General features: G+C 62.3%; 11 protein-coding genes, 3 tRNA genes and 3 rRNA genes. 13 read left to right on the plus strand and 4 right to left on the minus strand.

All coding sequences use genetic code 11. The annotated features are described in order from the left end of the window. Positions 1-67: 67 nt before the first annotated feature. From EGY25_RS07280 to EGY25_RS07315, 8 genes are all read left to right on the plus strand, one after another. A complete protein-coding gene (locus EGY25_RS07280; protein WP_135194358.1) occupies positions 68-358 on the plus strand; it encodes a DUF167 domain-containing protein in 291 nt (96 codons plus the stop codon). A 50-nt stretch (positions 359-408) separates the two neighbouring features. Beyond that, the gene (locus EGY25_RS07285) at positions 409-609 is read left to right on the plus strand and encodes a hypothetical protein (RefSeq protein WP_135194359.1); all 201 of its coding nucleotides are present in this window, start codon (positions 409-411) and stop codon (positions 607-609) included. A 674-nt stretch (positions 610-1,283) separates the two neighbouring features. Beyond that, positions 1,284-2,744: ribosomal RNA gene (locus EGY25_RS07290) — 16S ribosomal RNA — on the plus strand. A 207-nt stretch (positions 2,745-2,951) separates the two neighbouring features. Further along, positions 2,952-3,028, plus strand: a tRNA-Ile gene (locus EGY25_RS07295). 81 nt (positions 3,029-3,109) lie between these two features. Further along, positions 3,110-3,185, plus strand: a tRNA-Ala gene (locus tag EGY25_RS07300). Between the two features lie 200 nt (positions 3,186-3,385). Next, positions 3,386-6,171 (plus strand): 23S ribosomal RNA (locus EGY25_RS07305). A gap of 171 nt (positions 6,172-6,342) precedes the next feature. Then, a 5S ribosomal RNA gene (rrf, locus tag EGY25_RS07310) occupies positions 6,343-6,457 on the plus strand. The 16S, 23S and 5S rRNA genes sit together here with 3 tRNA genes alongside, the layout of an rRNA operon. A gap of 92 nt (positions 6,458-6,549) precedes the next feature. After that, a tRNA-Met gene (locus EGY25_RS07315) sits at positions 6,550-6,626 on the plus strand. A 483-nt stretch (positions 6,627-7,109) separates the two neighbouring features. Here EGY25_RS07315 and EGY25_RS07320 read toward each other — a convergent pair. Next, positions 7,110-8,519, minus strand: a complete 1,410-nt coding sequence (locus tag EGY25_RS07320) for an SLC13 family permease (RefSeq protein WP_135194360.1) — start codon at positions 8,517-8,519, stop codon at positions 7,110-7,112. Between the two features lie 89 nt (positions 8,520-8,608). Here EGY25_RS07320 and EGY25_RS07325 point away from each other — a divergent pair, with 89 nt between their 5' ends. Next, on the plus strand, positions 8,609-9,436 hold the full coding sequence (locus EGY25_RS07325) for a hypothetical protein (protein WP_135194361.1): 828 nt from the start codon (positions 8,609-8,611) through the stop codon (positions 9,434-9,436). A gap of 3 nt (positions 9,437-9,439) precedes the next feature. On the opposite strand, the gene EGY25_RS07330 is transcribed toward EGY25_RS07325, so the two are convergent. Beyond that, positions 9,440-9,964, minus strand: a complete 525-nt coding sequence (locus EGY25_RS07330) for a MarR family winged helix-turn-helix transcriptional regulator (RefSeq protein WP_135194200.1) — start codon at positions 9,962-9,964, stop codon at positions 9,440-9,442. Positions 9,965-10,028: 64 nt separating this feature from the next. Here EGY25_RS07330 and EGY25_RS07335 point away from each other — a divergent pair, with 64 nt between their 5' ends. The 3 genes from EGY25_RS07335 to EGY25_RS07345 are packed head-to-tail and all read left to right on the plus strand — an operon-like array spanning position 10,029 to position 14,698. Then, positions 10,029-11,804 (plus strand): N-acetylglutaminylglutamine amidotransferase, encoded by a 1,776-nt coding sequence (locus tag EGY25_RS07335; RefSeq protein ID WP_135194201.1) that lies wholly within the window; start codon positions 10,029-10,031, stop codon positions 11,802-11,804. Continuing rightward, a complete protein-coding gene (ngg, locus tag EGY25_RS07340) occupies positions 11,794-13,563 on the plus strand; it encodes an N-acetylglutaminylglutamine synthetase (RefSeq protein ID WP_135194362.1) in 1,770 nt (589 codons plus the stop codon). Before EGY25_RS07335 ends, ngg begins: the two co-directional genes overlap by 11 nt. 10 nt (positions 13,564-13,573) lie before the next feature. After that, the gene (locus tag EGY25_RS07345; protein WP_135194363.1) at positions 13,574-14,698 is read left to right on the plus strand and encodes an osmoprotectant NAGGN system M42 family peptidase; all 1,125 of its coding nucleotides are present in this window, start codon (positions 13,574-13,576) and stop codon (positions 14,696-14,698) included. 271 nt (positions 14,699-14,969) lie between these two features. On the opposite strand, the gene EGY25_RS16505 is transcribed toward EGY25_RS07345, so the two are convergent. After that, positions 14,970-15,131, minus strand: coding sequence for a hypothetical protein (locus EGY25_RS16505; protein WP_167762509.1), 162 nt, complete (start codon positions 15,129-15,131; stop codon positions 14,970-14,972). Positions 15,132-15,445: 314 nt separating this feature from the next. On the opposite strand from EGY25_RS16505, the gene EGY25_RS16510 reads away from it, so the two are divergent. Then, complete coding sequence (locus tag EGY25_RS16510; RefSeq protein ID WP_167762510.1) at positions 15,446-15,586, plus strand: hypothetical protein; 141 nt, start codon at positions 15,446-15,448, stop codon at positions 15,584-15,586. A gap of 145 nt (positions 15,587-15,731) precedes the next feature. On the opposite strand, the gene EGY25_RS07350 is transcribed toward EGY25_RS16510, so the two are convergent. Next, positions 15,732-17,765, minus strand: coding sequence for a TonB-dependent receptor (locus tag EGY25_RS07350; RefSeq protein ID WP_135194364.1), 2,034 nt, complete (start codon positions 17,763-17,765; stop codon positions 15,732-15,734). Positions 17,766-17,775: the final 10 nt, after the last annotated feature.

The following is a 17,775-nucleotide window of genomic DNA, read 5'->3' on the forward strand; positions in this document are numbered from 1 at the left end:
TAGATCAATAGGAGGGGGCGCGGCGCCGAACGGAGCCGCGCCCTTTTTCTTGCCCGTAGAGGATCGGATGGCGAACCTGCCCATAAGGCTGCAGCCCGGCGCGGCGGTGGATCGCATCGAGGGCTGGGAGGCGGACGCACAGGGACGGCGCGCGCTCAAGGTGCGTGTCCGTGCCCGTCCCATAGATGGAGAGGCCAATGACGCCCTGATCCGGCTGCTGGCCAAAAGCCTCGGCGTGTCGAAGTCTTCCGTGACCGTAGTGCGCGGCGGCCAGTCCCGGTCGAAGATGCTTTTCGTTGACGGCCTGGATGACGAGACGCTGGGCGCGCGAATCGCAGAGGTCCTTTCCAGAGACTGAGAGCGACCGTTTCGCTGATTGGCGCGTTCTCCCCAAAGGAGAACAGACTCATGACCACGGACGCCCGTATCCTTCACGCCCGCAGCGGCGTCGTTCTTGAACAGAGGGGCGAAGACTACGCCGTCTCAAGCCTGCGCTTGTCGGAGCCTTTGACCTTCCCGGATGCATCCCAGGCGCAGCTCGCGTTCGAGAGCGAGGTCACGGCTTCCGAGCAGGACCCGGAGTTGATGTCCCGCTTAGGTGGGGCCTGAAGGCAGCCGAGTCGCCTCGAGTCTTCCCACTCACATGGCGATCTGACGGCGGGGTCGTTGCTGGCTGACCATGACTCTTTGAGAAAGTTTCGCGGTCTTGTCAGAATCCGCTTGCTGACAAATCGGGGTCTACGTATAGAGCCGCCTCGCTCGGAAACGGGCTGGCCGACGGGGCCGCGGGGGTCTTGATCCTCACGGTTTCACGGGAGGAGGGGTTGAAAAACTTCTTGCTTTCATCGGTTGGTTTCACTAGGTTCCGCGCTCCAATCGAATCGCCGACGGGTTTTTAGAGGTAAGCCTCGCTTTCCTCCGGTGGTTTCTTGCGGTCTGAAGGGTTCGCCTTTCTCTCCGAAAGATCTCTGAAAAGAGCGGTTGACATGAGGTTCGGCGGTCTCTAAATCCCCGCCTCCGCCGACGACACGGCGCTAAACAAGTCGGGCCGCTGATGCGGTTTTGGTCTTTGACATTGTTGATTTGGAAAGAGAAACGCAGGCGGCGGTGTTCTTGCGATGACCCTAGAAGGTCATCATACGACACTGACTATCTGCGGTCTTTTTGAAAAGATACCATGCGTCGGTCTTCGGATCGATGAATGGGAACTCGTCAATAAAATACGTAGAACTAATGCCAAGACGTCCTTCGGGATGTTCTTAAGCTTAGGTCAGAAGTCAACTCAACCTGAGAGTTTGATCCTGGCTCAGAGCGAACGCTGGCGGCAGGCCTAACACATGCAAGTCGAACGAACTCTTCGGAGTTAGTGGCGGACGGGTGAGTAACACGTGGGAACGTGCCTTTTGGTTCGGAATAACTCAGGGAAACTTGTGCTAATACCGAATGTGCCCTTCGGGGGAAAGATTTATCGCCATTAGAGCGGCCCGCGTCTGATTAGCTAGTTGGTGAGGTAAAGGCTCACCAAGGCGACGATCAGTAGCTGGTCTGAGAGGATGATCAGCCACATTGGGACTGAGACACGGCCCAAACTCCTACGGGAGGCAGCAGTGGGGAATCTTGCGCAATGGGCGAAAGCCTGACGCAGCCATGCCGCGTGAATGATGAAGGTCTTAGGATTGTAAAATTCTTTCACCGGGGACGATAATGACGGTACCCGGAGAAGAAGCCCCGGCTAACTTCGTGCCAGCAGCCGCGGTAATACGAAGGGGGCTAGCGTTGCTCGGAATTACTGGGCGTAAAGGGAGCGTAGGCGGACATTTAAGTCAGGGGTGAAATCCCGGGGCTCAACCTCGGAATTGCCTTTGATACTGGGTGTCTTGAGTATGAGAGAGGTATGTGGAACTCCGAGTGTAGAGGTGAAATTCGTAGATATTCGGAAGAACACCAGTGGCGAAGGCGACATACTGGCTCATTACTGACGCTGAGGCTCGAAAGCGTGGGGAGCAAACAGGATTAGATACCCTGGTAGTCCACGCCGTAAACGATGATTGCTAGTTGTCGGGATGCATGCATTTCGGTGACGCAGCTAACGCATTAAGCAATCCGCCTGGGGAGTACGGTCGCAAGATTAAAACTCAAAGGAATTGACGGGGGCCCGCACAAGCGGTGGAGCATGTGGTTTAATTCGAAGCAACGCGCAGAACCTTACCACCTTTTGACATGCCTGGACCGCCAGAGAGATCTGGCTTTCTCTTCGGAGACTAGGACACAGGTGCTGCATGGCTGTCGTCAGCTCGTGTCGTGAGATGTTGGGTTAAGTCCCGCAACGAGCGCAACCCTCGCCATTAGTTGCCATCATTTAGTTGGGAACTCTAATGGGACTGCCGGTGCTAAGCCGGAGGAAGGTGGGGATGACGTCAAGTCCTCATGGCCCTTACAGGGTGGGCTACACACGTGCTACAATGGCGACTACAGAGGGTTAATCCTTAAAAGTCGTCTCAGTTCGGATTGTCCTCTGCAACTCGAGGGCATGAAGTTGGAATCGCTAGTAATCGCGGATCAGCATGCCGCGGTGAATACGTTCCCGGGCCTTGTACACACCGCCCGTCACACCATGGGAGTTGGTTCTACCCGAAGGCGCTGCGCTGACCGCAAGGGGGCAGGCGACCACGGTAGGGTCAGCGACTGGGGTGAAGTCGTAACAAGGTAGCCGTAGGGGAACCTGCGGCTGGATCACCTCCTTTCTAAGGATGCTTCTCCAGGCTGTCTCTCACGAGGCTGTCTATTGAGGCTCCAATAGCGAAGCGCTTCACAGCGCCGAGCACAAACGGCGGAACGCCGCCGTCTCCGTTTCTCTTTCCACTTTCGTCATCGACGCATCGACCATTCGGGTCGTTGTACTGGTGACGCGATCGCGAGCCTGGGTCTTATAGCCCGGCTGTCGCTGCCATAGGCCCGTAGCTCAGGTGGTTAGAGCGTACGCCTGATAAGCGTAAGGTCGGCAGTTCGAGTCTGCCCGGGCCTACCAGGACTTCTGGTTCGCCGGGGTTCTCAGCCTCAAGACGGCATCGCCGACAGCTCTCCTGGGCTTCGCACTGTTCCTTGGAACGGGGCCATAGCTCAGTTGGTAGAGCGCCTGCTTTGCAAGCAGGATGTCGTCGGTTCGACTCCGTCTGGCTCCACCAGGATCTTGTGATCGCATTCAAGTTTGCCGTCAGCCGTAAGGTTGGCGTGCATTGAAATCGTAAAGGAAGAACGCAACCGGCTCCCCTGAGCTTTTAGGTTATGTTCGAGAAGAAGACATTGTCTGACAAATATCAGGCTTGGTCCCCCGGCAACTTTCCAGTCGGGCGGAATAAACCAAGCATGAGTTTTGCTGAGAAACGATCAAACGTTGAAGGGCTTCTGACGGATGCCTTGGCGTAGAGAGGCGATGAAGGACGTGGCAAGCTGCGATAAGAACCGGGGAGGCGCTAGCACCCTTTGATCCGGTTATTTCCGAATGGGGAAACCCACCTTTACAGTCTTCCAACTTCGTTCTGGTTTCGGCCAGGACGGCGATTGGCGGATTGTTGAAAGGTATAATGAACTGAATACATAGGTTCATTAAGCGAACCCGGGGAACTGAAACATCTCAGTACCCGGAGGAAAGGACATCAACCGAGACTCCCGTAGTAGTGGCGAGCGAACCGGGACCAGGCCAGTGCTCTTGTGAAATAAAGACGAACGATCTGGAAAGGTCGGCCATAGTGGGTGAAAGCCCCGTAGTCATCAAATAGCAAGAGACTCGAGTAGGGCGGGACACGTGAAATCCTGTCTGAACATGGGGGGACCACCCTCCAAGCCTAAGTACTCCTCTACGACCGATAGTGAACAAGTACCGTGAGGGAAAGGTGAAAAGCACCCCGACAAGGGGAGTGAAACAGATCCTGAAATCGGAAGCCTACAAGCAGTCGGAGCCCCCAAGCGGGGTGACGGCGTACCTTTTGTATAATGGGTCAGCGACTTCATGTGTCGAGCAAGCTTAAGCCGTTAGGTGTAGGCGCAGCGAAAGCGAGTCTGAATAGGGCGCTAAGTTCGACGTATGACGACCCGAAACCAGGTGATCTATCCATGAGCAGGTTGAAGGTTGGGTAACACCAACTGGAGGACCGAACCCGTGAATGTTGAAAAATTCTGGGATGACTTGTGGATAGGGGTGAAAGGCCAATCAAACCTGGACATAGCTGGTTCTCCGCGAAATCTATTTAGGTAGAGCGTCCGACGAATTCCTTGGGGGGTAGAGCACTGGATGGTTGCGGGCTGCGCGAGCGGTACCAATACTAACCAAACTCCGAATACCCAAGAGAACTATCGGGCAGACACACGGCGGGTGCTAACGTCCGTCGTGAAAAGGGAAACAACCCTAACCATCATCTAAGGCCCCCAAGTCACGGCTAAGTGGGAAACGATGTGGGATTGCTTTGACAATCAGGAGGTTGGCTTAGAAGCAGCCATCCTTTAAAGAAAGCGTAACAGCTCACTGATCAAGCGAACCTGCGCGGAAAATGTAACGGGGCTCAAGCCGTGCGCCGAAGATATGGGTTTGCAGTTTACTGCAAGCGGTAGCGGAGCGTTCCGTAGGCCGGTGAAGGTCAGGCGTGAGCCTGGCTGGAGGTATCGGAAGTGAGAATGCTGACATGAGTAACGATAGGAGTGTGAGAGACACTCCCGCCGAAAGACCAAGGGTTCCTGCGTAAAGCTAATCTGCGCAGGGTTAGTCGGCCCCTAAGGCGAGGCTGAAAAGCGTAGTCGATGGGAAGCAGGTAAATATTCCTGCACCAGCTGGAAGTGACGGATGGCTTAACTCGTACCCACTTATTGGATTGTGTGTGCGGGGGCGTTGTCCCAGGAAATAACTCCAGCAGAGACCGTACCCGAAACCGACACAGGTGGTCAGGTAGAGCATACCAAGGCGTTTGAGAGAACTATGCTGAAGGAACTCGGCAAATTGCACGCGTAACTTCGGAATAAGCGTGACTCACCCTGGGCAACCAGGACTGAGTGGCACAAGCCAGGGGGTAGCGACTGTTTAGCAAAAACACAGGGCTCTGCGAAGCAGCAATGCGACGTATAGGGTCTGACGCCTGCCCGGTGCCTGAAGGTTAAAGGGAGTTGTGAAAGCGACGAACTGAAGCCCAGGTAAACGGCGGCCGTAACTATAACGGTCCTAAGGTAGCGAAATTCCTTGTCGGGTAAGTTCCGACCTGCACGAATGGCGTAACGACTTCCCCACTGTCTCCAGCATAGGCTCAGTGAAATTGAATTCCCCGTGAAGATGCGGGGTTCCCGCGGTCAGACGGAAAGACCCTATGAACCTTTACTATAGCTTCGCCTTGGCGTTAGCGACCGTATGTGTAGGATAGGTGGGAGACTATGAAACCGGAGCGCCAGCTCTGGTGGAGTCGTCCTTGAAATACCACCCTTACTGTCGTTGACGTCTAACCGAGGGCCGTTATCCGGTCCCGGGACATGGCGTGGTGGGTAGTTTGACTGGGGCGGTCGCCTCCTAAAGTGTAACGGAGGCGCGCGATGGTGGGCTCAGACCGGTCGGAAATCGGTCGTCGAGTGCAATGGCATAAGCCCGCCTGACTGCGAGACTGACAAGTCGAGCAGAGACGAAAGTCGGCCATAGTGATCCGGTGGTCCCGAGTGGAAGGGCCATCGCTCAACGGATAAAAGGTACTCTAGGGATAACAGGCTGATTTTGCCCAAGAGTCCATATCGACGGCAAAGTTTGGCACCTCGATGTCGGCTCATCACATCCTGGGGCTGGAGCAGGTCCCAAGGGTATGGCTGTTCGCCATTTAAAGTGGTACGTGAGCTGGGTTCAGAACGTCGTGAGACAGTTTGGTCCCTATCTGCCGTGGGTGTTCGAAGCTTGAGAGGATCTGTCCCTAGTACGAGAGGACCGGGATGGACATACCTCTGGTGTACCTGTCATGGCGCCAGCTGTGCAGCAGGGTAGCTAAGTATGGAATAGATAACCGCTGAAAGCATCTAAGCGGGAAACTAACCTCAAAACAAGGCTTCGCTGAGGATCGTGGAAGACTACCACGTTGATAGGCCAGGTGTGGAAGTGGGGCGACCCATGAAGCTTACTGGTACTAATAATCCGATCGGTTTGATCGTTTCTCAGCAAAACTCATTCGATGATTGCTCCTTGACCGAAGCAATCTCAGACAATGTCTTCTTCTCACTCTTGCTTAAGCTACCGCGCTTCGCGCTGCTTGAGCTTGAGTGGTATCTGGCCTCAAGTAGGGCGAAAGCCCGATAGGCCAGAAATCATGTGTGCTTGGTTGACCTGGTGACTATGTCGGAGGTTCCCCACCCGATCCCATTCCGAACTCGGTCGTTAAGCCCTCCAGAGCCAATGGTACTTCGTCTCAAGGCGCGGGAGAGTAGGTCGTCGCCGGGTCTACCAAGCACACATGATTTACGCGCTAACGGCCTTCGGCCTACTTGAGCGCACTTCTCGAACCGTTCTTCCTTTTCGACACTACCGTTTGCCGCGGGATGGAGCAGCCCGGTAGCTCGTCAGGCTCATAACCTGAAGGTCGTAGGTTCAAATCCTACTCCCGCACCCAAACTATAAACAAAACCCCACAGTTCACACTGTGGGGTTTTGTGCATTCTCAATGACAAGCGTGAGGCTCTGGGGCTTCACGGCCGCGATTTTGCTTTTACGATCAACGCGAACTGGTCGCGCGCTTGCAGCGCTGCGACGATAACGGTTTTAATCAACTTGTGCACCAGATCCCGACCCGCCGCCGCATCCTCGGACTAGGACCGTCCGGTAGTGATTGACTACACGCTCCGGCCGCAGCGACGCAGGCGCTAACGCGTTTGAGCCAATCCTAGATTCAATATGCGTTATTCCCTTCCAGTCCTTCACGGCGGAGCCAGTAGGATGCCGTCCGCGAATTTGGTCTACGAGGCGCTTTGTTAGGCTCGCCTAGCTTAAAACGGCCCCAACAGGTGCCGGTCGCTTACAGCCCCGTACCAGCCTTGCAAAAGATCATCTTGCGATAGTCAGGCGAGTTATCGGCCTGCCACGGTGGCGGCAATCCTTAGAACGGGAAGAAGATCGGGATCGCCAGCATGGCCGCCACCCAGGTGACCAGATTCAGCGGCAATCCCACGCGGACGAAGTCCATGTAGCTGTAGCCGCCCATGTTGAAGACCAGCACATTGGTCTGATAGCCGAAGGGCGTCGCGAAGGCGGCGGAGGCGGCCATCATGACGCAGACCAGGAAGGGCCGGGGATCGACCCCCAAGCTTTCGGCCAGGGCCACGGCGATGGGCGTGATCAGCACCGCGACCGTGGCGTTGGACAGCAGTTCGGTGGCGAACAGGGTCACGCCGTAAAGCACGATCAGCGCGCCCAGCGATCCCATGGGTCGGATTACGCCGATCAGGCGCTCGGCGCCAGCCGAGGCCAGGCCGGTGACCTCGATGGCCGTGCCGACCACCACCATGCCGGCGATCAATAGCAGGATTTCGGGCCGCAGTCCGGCATAGGCTTCCTCGGGCGTGATGACCCTCAGCAGGATCAGCGCCACGGCGCCGGCGAAGGCCGAGGCGGCGATGGGCGCCCATCCCAAGGCCGCCGAAATGATCACCAGAACGAAGATGCCCAGCGAGATCAGCGCCGGCCGCAAGCGAAAGGGCCGGTCCGCCGCGCCATACAGTTCGACGTCGCCCAGGTGCGCATCGCCGGAGCCGTCGGCCTGGTTGCGAGAGCCGCCGATATGCGGCAGACCGAAGGGCAACAGGCGTTTGCGACGCGATATGGCCTCGGCTTCGGTGCGTCGGCGGGCGTCCTCCATCTCGGCCAGGCGCGCGGCCTCCGCCTCGTCCCTGGCGACGGATCGACCCAGTTGGCGGGCGCCGACGAAATAGAGCCACAAGCCGCCGACGACGGCAATGAAGAAGCCCACGGGCGTGATTTCGAACAGGCCGAAGACGGGCTGACCGGCGTTGCGCGCCATGTCGTTGACCAGCAGGTTGGTCGAGGTGCCGATCAGGGTCAGCAGCCCGCCCATGACCGTGACGTGGCTCAGCGGCATCAGGAAGCGTTTGGGCGACAGGCGCAGCGACTGGGCCACGTCCCGGATCACCGGGGCTGCCAACACCACCACCGGCGTATTGTTCAGGAAGCCGCCGACCGAGCCGCACAGGCCGATGACGATCCAGATGCCCCTCGCGCCGATCCGGGCGGCCAGTTGCGTCGCCTGACGGATCAGCCAACCCAATAGGCCGGACAACTCGATCGCATAGGCGATGACGAACAGGCCGGCCAGGGCGATGACGGCCGGACTGGCGAAGGCGCCCTGCACCTCGACGGGGCGCACGACGCCCAGCAGCAGAAGCACGGCGGCGCCGGTCAGGGCGACGACATCAGCGCGCACCTTGCCGTGGATCAGCACGCCGACGACGCCGACAAGCACCGCAAGGGCTGCGATCTGATCGAATGTCATGAGCCCGTGCAGACCGTCCCCCGTCGCTTGCGTCAACCTTTTTCGGTCGAACGCCTCCCCATCAGCGAGCGGCGTGCTAGTGTGGTTCCATGCTCGAACCGACCGTGTCGCCTTGTCCGTCGGTCGTCGCGCTTGCGGCGTCCCTTCTCCTCGTCAGCGCCTGCCAGCGCGAGGAGGCCGCGCCCGCGCCGGCCCCCGCGCCCGTCGCGGCGCCGACGCCCGTCGTCACCGTCGCCCCCTCGCCGACCCTGGATCGCGCAAGCCTGCTGCAGGCCATGGACCTCGCCGCCTCGGCCTTTGCGGCGGGGCGTGAGGTCGGGGGCGCGTCCCTGGCAGGCAGGCGGTTCGTCGTGCGCCAGGCCTTTGGCTGCGGCGGTCCAGCGCCATCGCCTGTCCAGGCGAACGCCAACGAAGGTCTGCCCGCTCTGACCTGGGGCGAGGGTCGTCAAAGTTTGAAGCTTAGCCTGGCGCCTGGCGACTGGTCGCAATCCGCCCTGATCGCGGACGACGCCGAGACCTGGGAGGCGGCCGAGGGCTTCTGGCTGGCGCGCCCCTGGCTACGGGCCGAGGGATGTCCGGCCGCGCAGGGCGATCCTCTGGCCCAGGGTCAGGCGTGGCCGCAGACCATGGGCCTGGCGGCGGTCTTCAAGGAGGGCGGCTCGCGGACCGGGCGCCGTAACGGACGCGCCTATGAGTTCACCGTGCGCGGCGAGGGCGACCAGCCGCCCGTCGCGCCGTCCCAGGGATATCGCTTGGTGCTGGAGGGCCGCATGGCCGCCTTCGCCGACGGCCGCGCCATTCGTTGCCGCGCCGCCAGCCCCGACCAACGGCCGGTCTGCATCGGTGCGGTTCAGCTAGACAGGGTCGCCTTCGAGGACGCCGACGGCAAAATGCTCAGCGAATGGCGCGGCGGCTAAGGTTCAGGCCGATATAGGCTGCGGCGCAGAGCCGTCGTCCACGTCCTGTTCCGAGGCCGGCGATGTCCGTACCTGCATCATTGTCGCCAGGCGATCCACGGCCATCGCCATGGCGGCCTGGTCGTCCAGCGACAGGCGGGCCAGGCCGGAGATGAAGCCGTCGCCGAGAAGGCCGGGCGAGGTGCTCAGCGCCTGTCGTCCCGCATCCGTCAGCCGCACATGGACCACGCGGCGGTCGATGGTGGAACGATAGCGGACGGCCATTCCCTTGGCCTCCAGCTTGTCCAGCACGGCGACCACCGTGGGGGGCGACATCGAGACGTCGCGCGAGATGGCGCTGGTGCTGACCTCGCCCAGGGCGCGGATGGATTGCAGCACCAGAAGCTGGGGCAGGGTCAGGCCCGTCAGGCGCGCGATCTCGCGTGACCGGACATCGATGGCCTGGGCGATGCGCCTGACCGAGCGGACTAGGGACGCCGTGGGATCGACCGGCGCATCGGCGGTCGGCGCGGTCGGAAAATCGCTCATCGGGTTGAACTCTTTCGTGTCCGAACCATTTGTACGCGCTGCTTCCACAATTCAAGGAGGACCCATGTGCGGTCTTAGCGGCGAGATCAATTTCGACGGACGACCGGCCGACGCGGGCGCCGTTCAACGCATGACCGATGCGCTCTCGCCCCGTGGACCGGACGGGTCCGGCATCGTGATGCGCGGCCCGGTGGGGCTGGGTCACCGACGCCTGAAGATCATCGATCTGTCGGAAAAGGCGCAGCAGCCGATGGTTGACGCCGACCTGGGCGTGACCTTGGCGTTCAACGGCTGCATCTACAACTATCCCGAGCTCCGCGAAGAGCTGCGGGGAATGGGGTTCCGCTTCTTCTCGCACGGCGACACCGAGGTCATCATCAAGGCCTGGAAGGCCTGGGGCGAGGCCTGCGTCGAGCGGTTCAAGGGCATGTTCGCCTTCGTCCTGCATGAACGCGACACCGGCCGTACAGTCATCGCCCGCGACCGGTTCGGCATCAAGCCGCTGTATCTGGCCGAACAGGGCAAGCGCCTGCGTTTCGCCTCGACCCTGCCGGCCCTGCTGGCGGCGGGCGATGTGGACAAGACCATCGATCCGGTCGGCCTGCACAATTACATGACCTTCCACGCCGTGGTGCCGCCGCCGCACACCATCCTGAAGGGCGTGAAGAAGTTTCCGCCGGCGACCATTCGCGTGATCGAGGCGGACGGAACGGCCAAGGACCGCCTCTACTGGCAGCCCGACATGACCCGCCATGCCGAGGACGCGTCCCTGACGGCAGAGGACTGGCGCGACCGGGTGCTGGACAGTCTGCGCGATGCGGTGAAGCGCAGGATGGTCGCGGACGTGCCGGTCGGCGTCCTGCTGTCGGGCGGAGTGGACTCCAGTCTGATCGTCGGACTGCTGGCGGAACTGGGACAGAAGGATCTGATGACCTTCTCGGTCGGCTTCGAAGAAGCCAATGGCGAGAAGGGCGACGAGTTCGTCTACTCCGACCTGATCGCCAAACACTACGGCACCAAGCACCACCAGATATTCGTGCCGCACCAGCGCCTGATGGAGGCCCTGCCGGGCACCATCGGCGCCATGTCGGAGCCGATGGTCTCCTACGACAACGTCGGCTTCTATCTGCTGAGCCAGGAAGTATCGAAACACATCAAGGTGGTGCAGTCGGGCCAGGGCGCCGACGAGGTGTTCGCCGGCTATCACTGGTATCCGCCGATGCTGGGCGCGACCGACCCGGTCGAGACCTACGCCAAGGCCTTCTTCGACCGCAGCCACGCCACGCTGAAGACCCAGCTGAACGGCGCCTATATGGCCGACACCGACGTCAGCCGCGCCCTGGTCGAGGCTCATTTCGCCCAAGGTCGCGCGGCGACGCCGGTCGATCAGGCTCTGCGTCTGGACAGCCAAGTGATGCTGGTCGACGATCCGGTGAAGCGGGTCGATAACATGACGATGGCCTGGGGTCTGGAGGCGCGCGTCCCCTTCCTCGACCACGAGCTGGTCGAGCTGGCGGGGCGCATCCCGCCCGAGCACAAGCTGTCTCAGGGCGGCAAGGGCGTGCTGAAGGAGGCCGCCCGCCTTGTGATCCCGTCCGAGGTGATCGACCGCAAGAAGGGCTATTTCCCTGTGCCTGCGCTGAAATACATCCAGGGGCCATATCTGGAGATGGTGCGCGAGGCCCTGACCAATCAGGCGGCGCGCGACCGCGGCCTGTTCGAGCCCGCCTATCTGGACACCCTGTTCGCTGATCCGACCGAGCACATCACGCCCTTGCGCGGGTCGGAGCTGTGGCAGGTCGCGGTCCTCGAAATGTGGATGCAGCAGCATGGCGTCTGACATCCGCCCCGAGCGGTCAAAGGCTCACCGGCTCAAACGCCTGCGCCACGAAGGCCTGAAGCCCCCGGTCCAGTCCGGCGATGGACCTGCGCCCGACGCCGTGCTGGATTGCGGCTGGGGGCGGCTGCTGTTCGCCCAGACCTTCGAGACGGCCGAGCCTCTGGTTGAGGCCCTGCGCGCCGAGGGGCCGGACCGGCGCGACATCGCCTTCTATGTCCGCAATCCGCATGTCCTGCTGGCCTCGGCGCCGCAGGAGCTGTTCCTGGATCCGTCGCACACCTTCCGTCTGGAACTGGCCACCTATCGCCCCAGCCGCCGCCAGCCGAGGGGCTTCACCGTCCGTCGCCTGACGTCGGAGATGGACGCCCAGGCGGTCAACGACATCTACACCAAACGCAAGATGGTGCCGGTTCCGCCCGACTTCTTCTGGTCCCACCGCGACGACCGGACCATCACCTATTTCGTCGCCGAGGATACGGCGACCGGCTTGGTCATCGGCACCGTGACGGGCGTCAACCACGCCCGCGCGTTCCAGGATCCCGAGTGCGGCTCGTCTCTCTGGTGTCTGGCGGTCGATCCCCAGGCGACCCAGCCCGGCGTCGGCGAGGCTCTGGTCCGACGTCTGGCCGAGCACTTCAAGACGCAAGGCCTGGCGCACATGGACCTGTCGGTCATGCACGACAACGAACAGGCCATCGCTCTGTATGAGAAGCTGGGTTTTCGCCGCGTCTCCTTCTTCGGGGTCAAGCGCAAGAACCCGATCAACGAGGCCCTGTTCGTCGGCCCGACCGACGATCATGACCTGAACCCCTATGCCCGGATCATCGTCGATGAGGCGCGTCGGCGCGGCATCCATGCCGAGATCATCGACGCCGAGGGCGGGCTGTTCCGCCTGAACTGGGGCGGTCGGTCGGTGCGGTGTCGCGAAAGCCTGTCGGAGCTAACCTCTGCGGTGGCGCTCAGCATCTGCGACGACAAGCGCATGACGCGCCGCATCGTCGAGGCGGCCGGGGTGCGCGTGCCCGAGCGGGTCGACCCCGAAAACCCCTCGGCCATAGACGCCGGGTTGGCCAAATTCGGCGCCCTGGTGGTCAAGCCCGCGCGCGGTGAACAGGGGCAGGGGGTCGCCGTCGGCCTGACGACGATGAACGAAGTCCAGACGGCCCTGACACGCGCGCGTCGCATCTGTTCCGAGGTTCTGATCGAGGAACAGGTCCAGGGCGAAGACCTGCGTCTGGTGGTGATCGACTACAAGGTCGTCGCCTGCGCTCTGCGTCGTCCGCCGCGCGTCATCGGCGACGGACGCTCGACCCTGCGCGCCCTGATCGAACACCAGAGCCGCCGTCGCGCCGCCGCCACCGGCGGGGAATCCACCATCCCCATCGACGGCGAGACCGAACGCACCCTGGCCGAGGCGGGTTATGGTCTCGACGACGTGGCGCCTGAGGGGGCCGAGGTCCTGGTGCGCAAGGCCGCCAACCTGCACCTGGGCGGCACCATCCACGATGTGACAGAAGAGGTGCATCCGACCCTGATCCGCGCCGCCATCGCCGCCGCCCGCGCCATCGACATTCCGGTCACCGGCATCGACCTGATGGTGAAGTCGCCGCGCGAGCCTGACTACGCCTTCATCGAGGCCAATGAACGCCCCGGCCTGGCCAATCACGAACCCCAGCCGACGGCCGAGCGTTTCGTTGACCTGCTGTTTCCCCTGTCCGCGCCGATCTCTGCGCGGACGGCCCCCCGATCCGAAGCCTGAAGGAGGCCCCTTGGCCCGCCCCGCAATAGACCTTGACTACCTGAAGGCCCGTCTCGCCGACTTGCTGAACACGCCCAGCCCGACCGGCTATACGGATGAAGCCGTCTGGCTGCTGTGCCGCGAGCTGGATCGCCTGGGTCTCGACTATGAAATGACCCGACGTGGCGCCATCCGTGCGCGGCTGCCGGGCAAGACCCCCAAGCCCGCGCGCGCCATCGTCGCCCACGTCGATACCCTGGGCGCTCAGGTCAAACAGGTCAAGGACAACGGCCGGCTGGAGCTGGTCGCTATCGGTCACTGGTCCTCGCGCTTCGCCGAGGGCGCGCGGGCGACGATCTTTTCCGAAGGCGGCGCCTATCGCGGGACCATCCTGCCGCTGAAGGCGTCGGGCCACACCTTCAACGAGGAGGTGGACACTCAGCCGGTGAACTGGCGCCAGGTCGAGCTGCGCATCGACGCCGTGACCCACGGCCGCGACGACACCCTGGCCCTCGGCGTGGACGTCGGCGACATCGTCGCCATCGACCCCCAGCCCGAGTTCATGGACACTGGCTTCATCGTCTCGCGCCATTTGGACGACAAGGCGGGCGTCGCCACCCTGTTGGCGGCGCTGGAATGCATGATCCGCGAGGACCGCACGCCGACGGTCGACACCTGGTGGCTGTTCACCATCGCCGAGGAAGTCGGCCTGGGCGCCTCGTCCGTGCTGATCCCGGACGTGGCCGCCATGGTCACGGTGGACAACGGCACGACCGCGCCGGGCCAGAACTCGTCCGAGTTCGGCGTCACCATCGCCATGGCCGACCAGACGGGGCCGTTCGACTGGCACCTGTCGCGCAAACTGGTCCAGCTGGCCCGCGATCACGATATCCCGCACCAGAAGGACGTGTTCCGCTACTATCGCTCGGACTCGGCCTCTGCGCTGGAGGCGGGCGCCGACATCCGCACGGCGCTTGTCACCTTCGGCATCGACGCCAGCCACGGCTATGAACGCATCCACGAAAGCGCGCTGGAGGACCTGTCGCGCCTGCTGATCGCCTATGCCGAAAGCGACGTCGAAATCGGCCGCGACGCCAAGCCCATGAGCGGCGTTAAAGGCTTCACCCACCAGCCGTTGGACGAGGAGCGGGACTAGCGTTCGCCGTCGCTCCCGCCCGAAAACGATCCTCCAACGCACGCGACAAAGGTCGCGTTTATCGCGAGATGTTCATGACCAATCCGCCCACCGCAAATACTGGCTTGGCGCCGAACGCCTGCTGATCGATGCCCCGTTCCTGGCGACCTATCTAACGCCGACCGAGCGGGGTGATCGAACGCGTCCGAGCGCTCCGATCCCGACAGGCTTTTTCTCACGTAGCGCGATCAGGGCAGGGAGGTCGCCTAAGCTTAGTCGGAAGACGACGGACTTAGATGCCGCCATTACGCATGACCACGATGGCTATGAGCCCCACGCACACCACGGCGGCGACCCCGATCGCCAGCGCGATCAGGCGAAATGCGCCCTTGGTTGGCTTGTCCGGCCCGTCTTCGTAGCCGATGGGCGTCTTTCGCGGTTCTCTTTGGGTCATGGAGCCCACAACGCACCAGTCGTCGGAAAGTCTGCTGAGTCTCAAGAATAAGGTGAGCGCGCGGAACCGTGAGTGGATTGAGCGGTCGTGCGATCCAACCTCGCGCGCTAGGTTCAAGATCAACATTTGAAGGTGTTGCATTGGTTATGGGACGCCCGATCTTTGTGACGTGCCTTAACCCGCGTTCAGCCTCCGCCTCCTCGAGATGGGTGCAGCGCGCGAGCAGAGGCCCGGCATACGCCCACGTGATCCGCGGACTTGAGCGATGCCCGGTCGGGTTGGCGCTCAGTTTGAGAATGAAGAAAATTTCGACGATGCGTTTCGCGCTCGTAAACTTGGCCGGCGCGCTGATCTGGACGGTGACCGTCCTCGGTCTGGGATTTGCGTTTGGGGCGGGGATTGAGCACCCCTTCGGACGCCTGCCCGTCCACATTCATCTGGTCGTATTCATCTGAGGGTGGTCGTCGCCGTTGCGGCCGTGCTGTTGGCCGGTGTCTGGCTTTGGCGAAGGATGCGGCGCGGCCGTATCGTCGAAATCGCCTGAATGTTCGAAAAGCCCGGTGGACGGGCAGAGCCGCCCACCGGAGCCCAGCCTTACGATCAGAAGCGGTAGGCGACGCCGACGCGCAGATTACGGCCGGGAAGCGGGGCGATGTCCTTGAGGAACGAGACGTGTTCGCGCGCTTCCTCGTCGGTCAGGTTCCGCGCCTCGGCGAACAGGGTGACGTTCTGCTGGGCGAAGGGACGGACCGCCAAGGAGGCGTTGACCAGGGTGTAGTCGTCGGTCGGCAGTTCGAAGGCGTTGGCGACGCGGTCCTGTTCGCCGACGTGACGAACCTCGCCGCTGACATCGAACTTGGTCGAGGTCCAGGCCAGACGGCCGGTGACGGAATAGGGCGGGATCCGTGCGGCTGGTCCGAAGTCCGTCTGGGCGCGGACATAGTCGGCGGCGCCTTCCAGCGACAGTTTGCGATCGCCGTCCTGCCACAGGGCATAGGCGCCCTCCAGCTCGAAGCCGTAGAATTTCGCGTCGGTCTGGACGAAGTGATAGACGGGGAAGGTCTCGTTCTCCTCCTCGAAGAGGAACTCCTCACCTGTCGGTCGCTCGTCGATGAAGCCGTCGTACCACGAGTGATAGACGTGCAGATCGCCGGTGAAGCGGCCGCGATCATAGTGGGCGGTGCCCTCCAGCGTCGTGACCTTTTCGGAGTCGAGATTCAGGTCGCCGGTCTCATAGGCCGCCGTGGCGATGTGGACGCCGTCGGCGAACAGTTCGACCTCGCTGGGCGCGCGTTCGTTGTGGGCCAGGCTGAGACCCAGGAACAGACCGGTCGCCGGGCGGATGAAGGCGGCGGCAGAGGCCGACCAGTTGTCGAACTCGCGGTTCACCTCGCTGGTCCCGCCGATAGGCGTGGCGCTCAGTTCGCGCCGGTCATAGCGCAGGCCGCCCTCGAAGCCGTGGTTGCCACGGTCCAGTCGCTGGACCGTGTAGATCCCCAGTTCGTCGATCTTGACGGTCGGGACGAAGGCTTCCTCGCCAATGGCCTCGAAGTTGCGCGACAGGGTTTGAACGCCGACGGCGCCGTTCCAGCCGTTGCGCTCGCGCTGAACTAGGTCGGCACGGCCTTCCCAGCCGTCCGAGTTGAAGATGGTGCCGGGCTCGCCCACGGCCTCGAACTCGGTGTGGGTGTAGTCGGCGTGACCGTAGGAGCCGCGCAGGGCGGCGAAGGGGCCGGCGTCGAACCGGTATTCGCCGCGCGCGTCCCAGCGCTTCTGGTTCAGTTTGATGAAGACGGACTCTTCCGCGACCGTGCCGTATTCGTTGTCGGTGTTCTTGTAGGACAGGCCGGCAAAGCCCTTGTCTCCGATGTAGGATCCGCCGACGCCCCAGGCCTCCAGGTCGCTATAGCTGTTGGGCTGGCTGCCGCCGTCGCCGCGCGCGATGCCTTCGGCGGCGGCGAGCCTGGCGGAAATGGCCGGGGCCGGAATGTCGTAGTCGTCGGTCTTGCGCTTCACCCCATCGACGTTGAAGGCGAAATGGCCGCTGCCGACCGTGACGCGGCCAAAGGCGCTGCGGCCGTCATCGACGCTGGAGGCCTGGGTCGAGACGACGCCTGAGAGGCCGCCCTCGGGGATTTCGGTCGGGATGCGGTTGTCCAGCACATTGACCACGCCGCCGATGGCCGATCCGCCATAGACCAGGGTGGCGGGGCCGCGAATGATCTCGATGCGGTTGGCTTCTGCCGGATCGGTCGCGACCGCGTGGTCGGGCGATACCGAGCTGGCGTCGATCAGGCCGATGCCGTTGGTCAGAACCTGAACGCGCGGTCCGCTCAGCCCGCGAATGACGGGACGGCTGGCGCCCGGCGCGAAATCGGTGGAGCGGATGCCGGGCCGGCCGTTCAGCAGGTCGCCCAGCGACGCGGCCGGCCCGGTGGCCAGGGTCTGTTCGTCAACCACGTCCGTCGCGATGACCAAGGCCCGCTGGCTAATGCCATAGGGCGCGCCGGTGACGACGATGTCGTCAAGCTCGGCCGGGGTGGTGTTCGTCGACTGGGCTGCGGCGGCGCCCGCCAGGACGGTGGAACCGACGGCCGCGAGAAGAAGCGAACGCGAAACGGAGGAGGGACGCATGACAGTGACC

Source organism: Brevundimonas intermedia, assembly GCF_004614235.1.
Lineage (GTDB): Bacteria > Pseudomonadota > Alphaproteobacteria > Caulobacterales > Caulobacteraceae > Brevundimonas > Brevundimonas intermedia_A.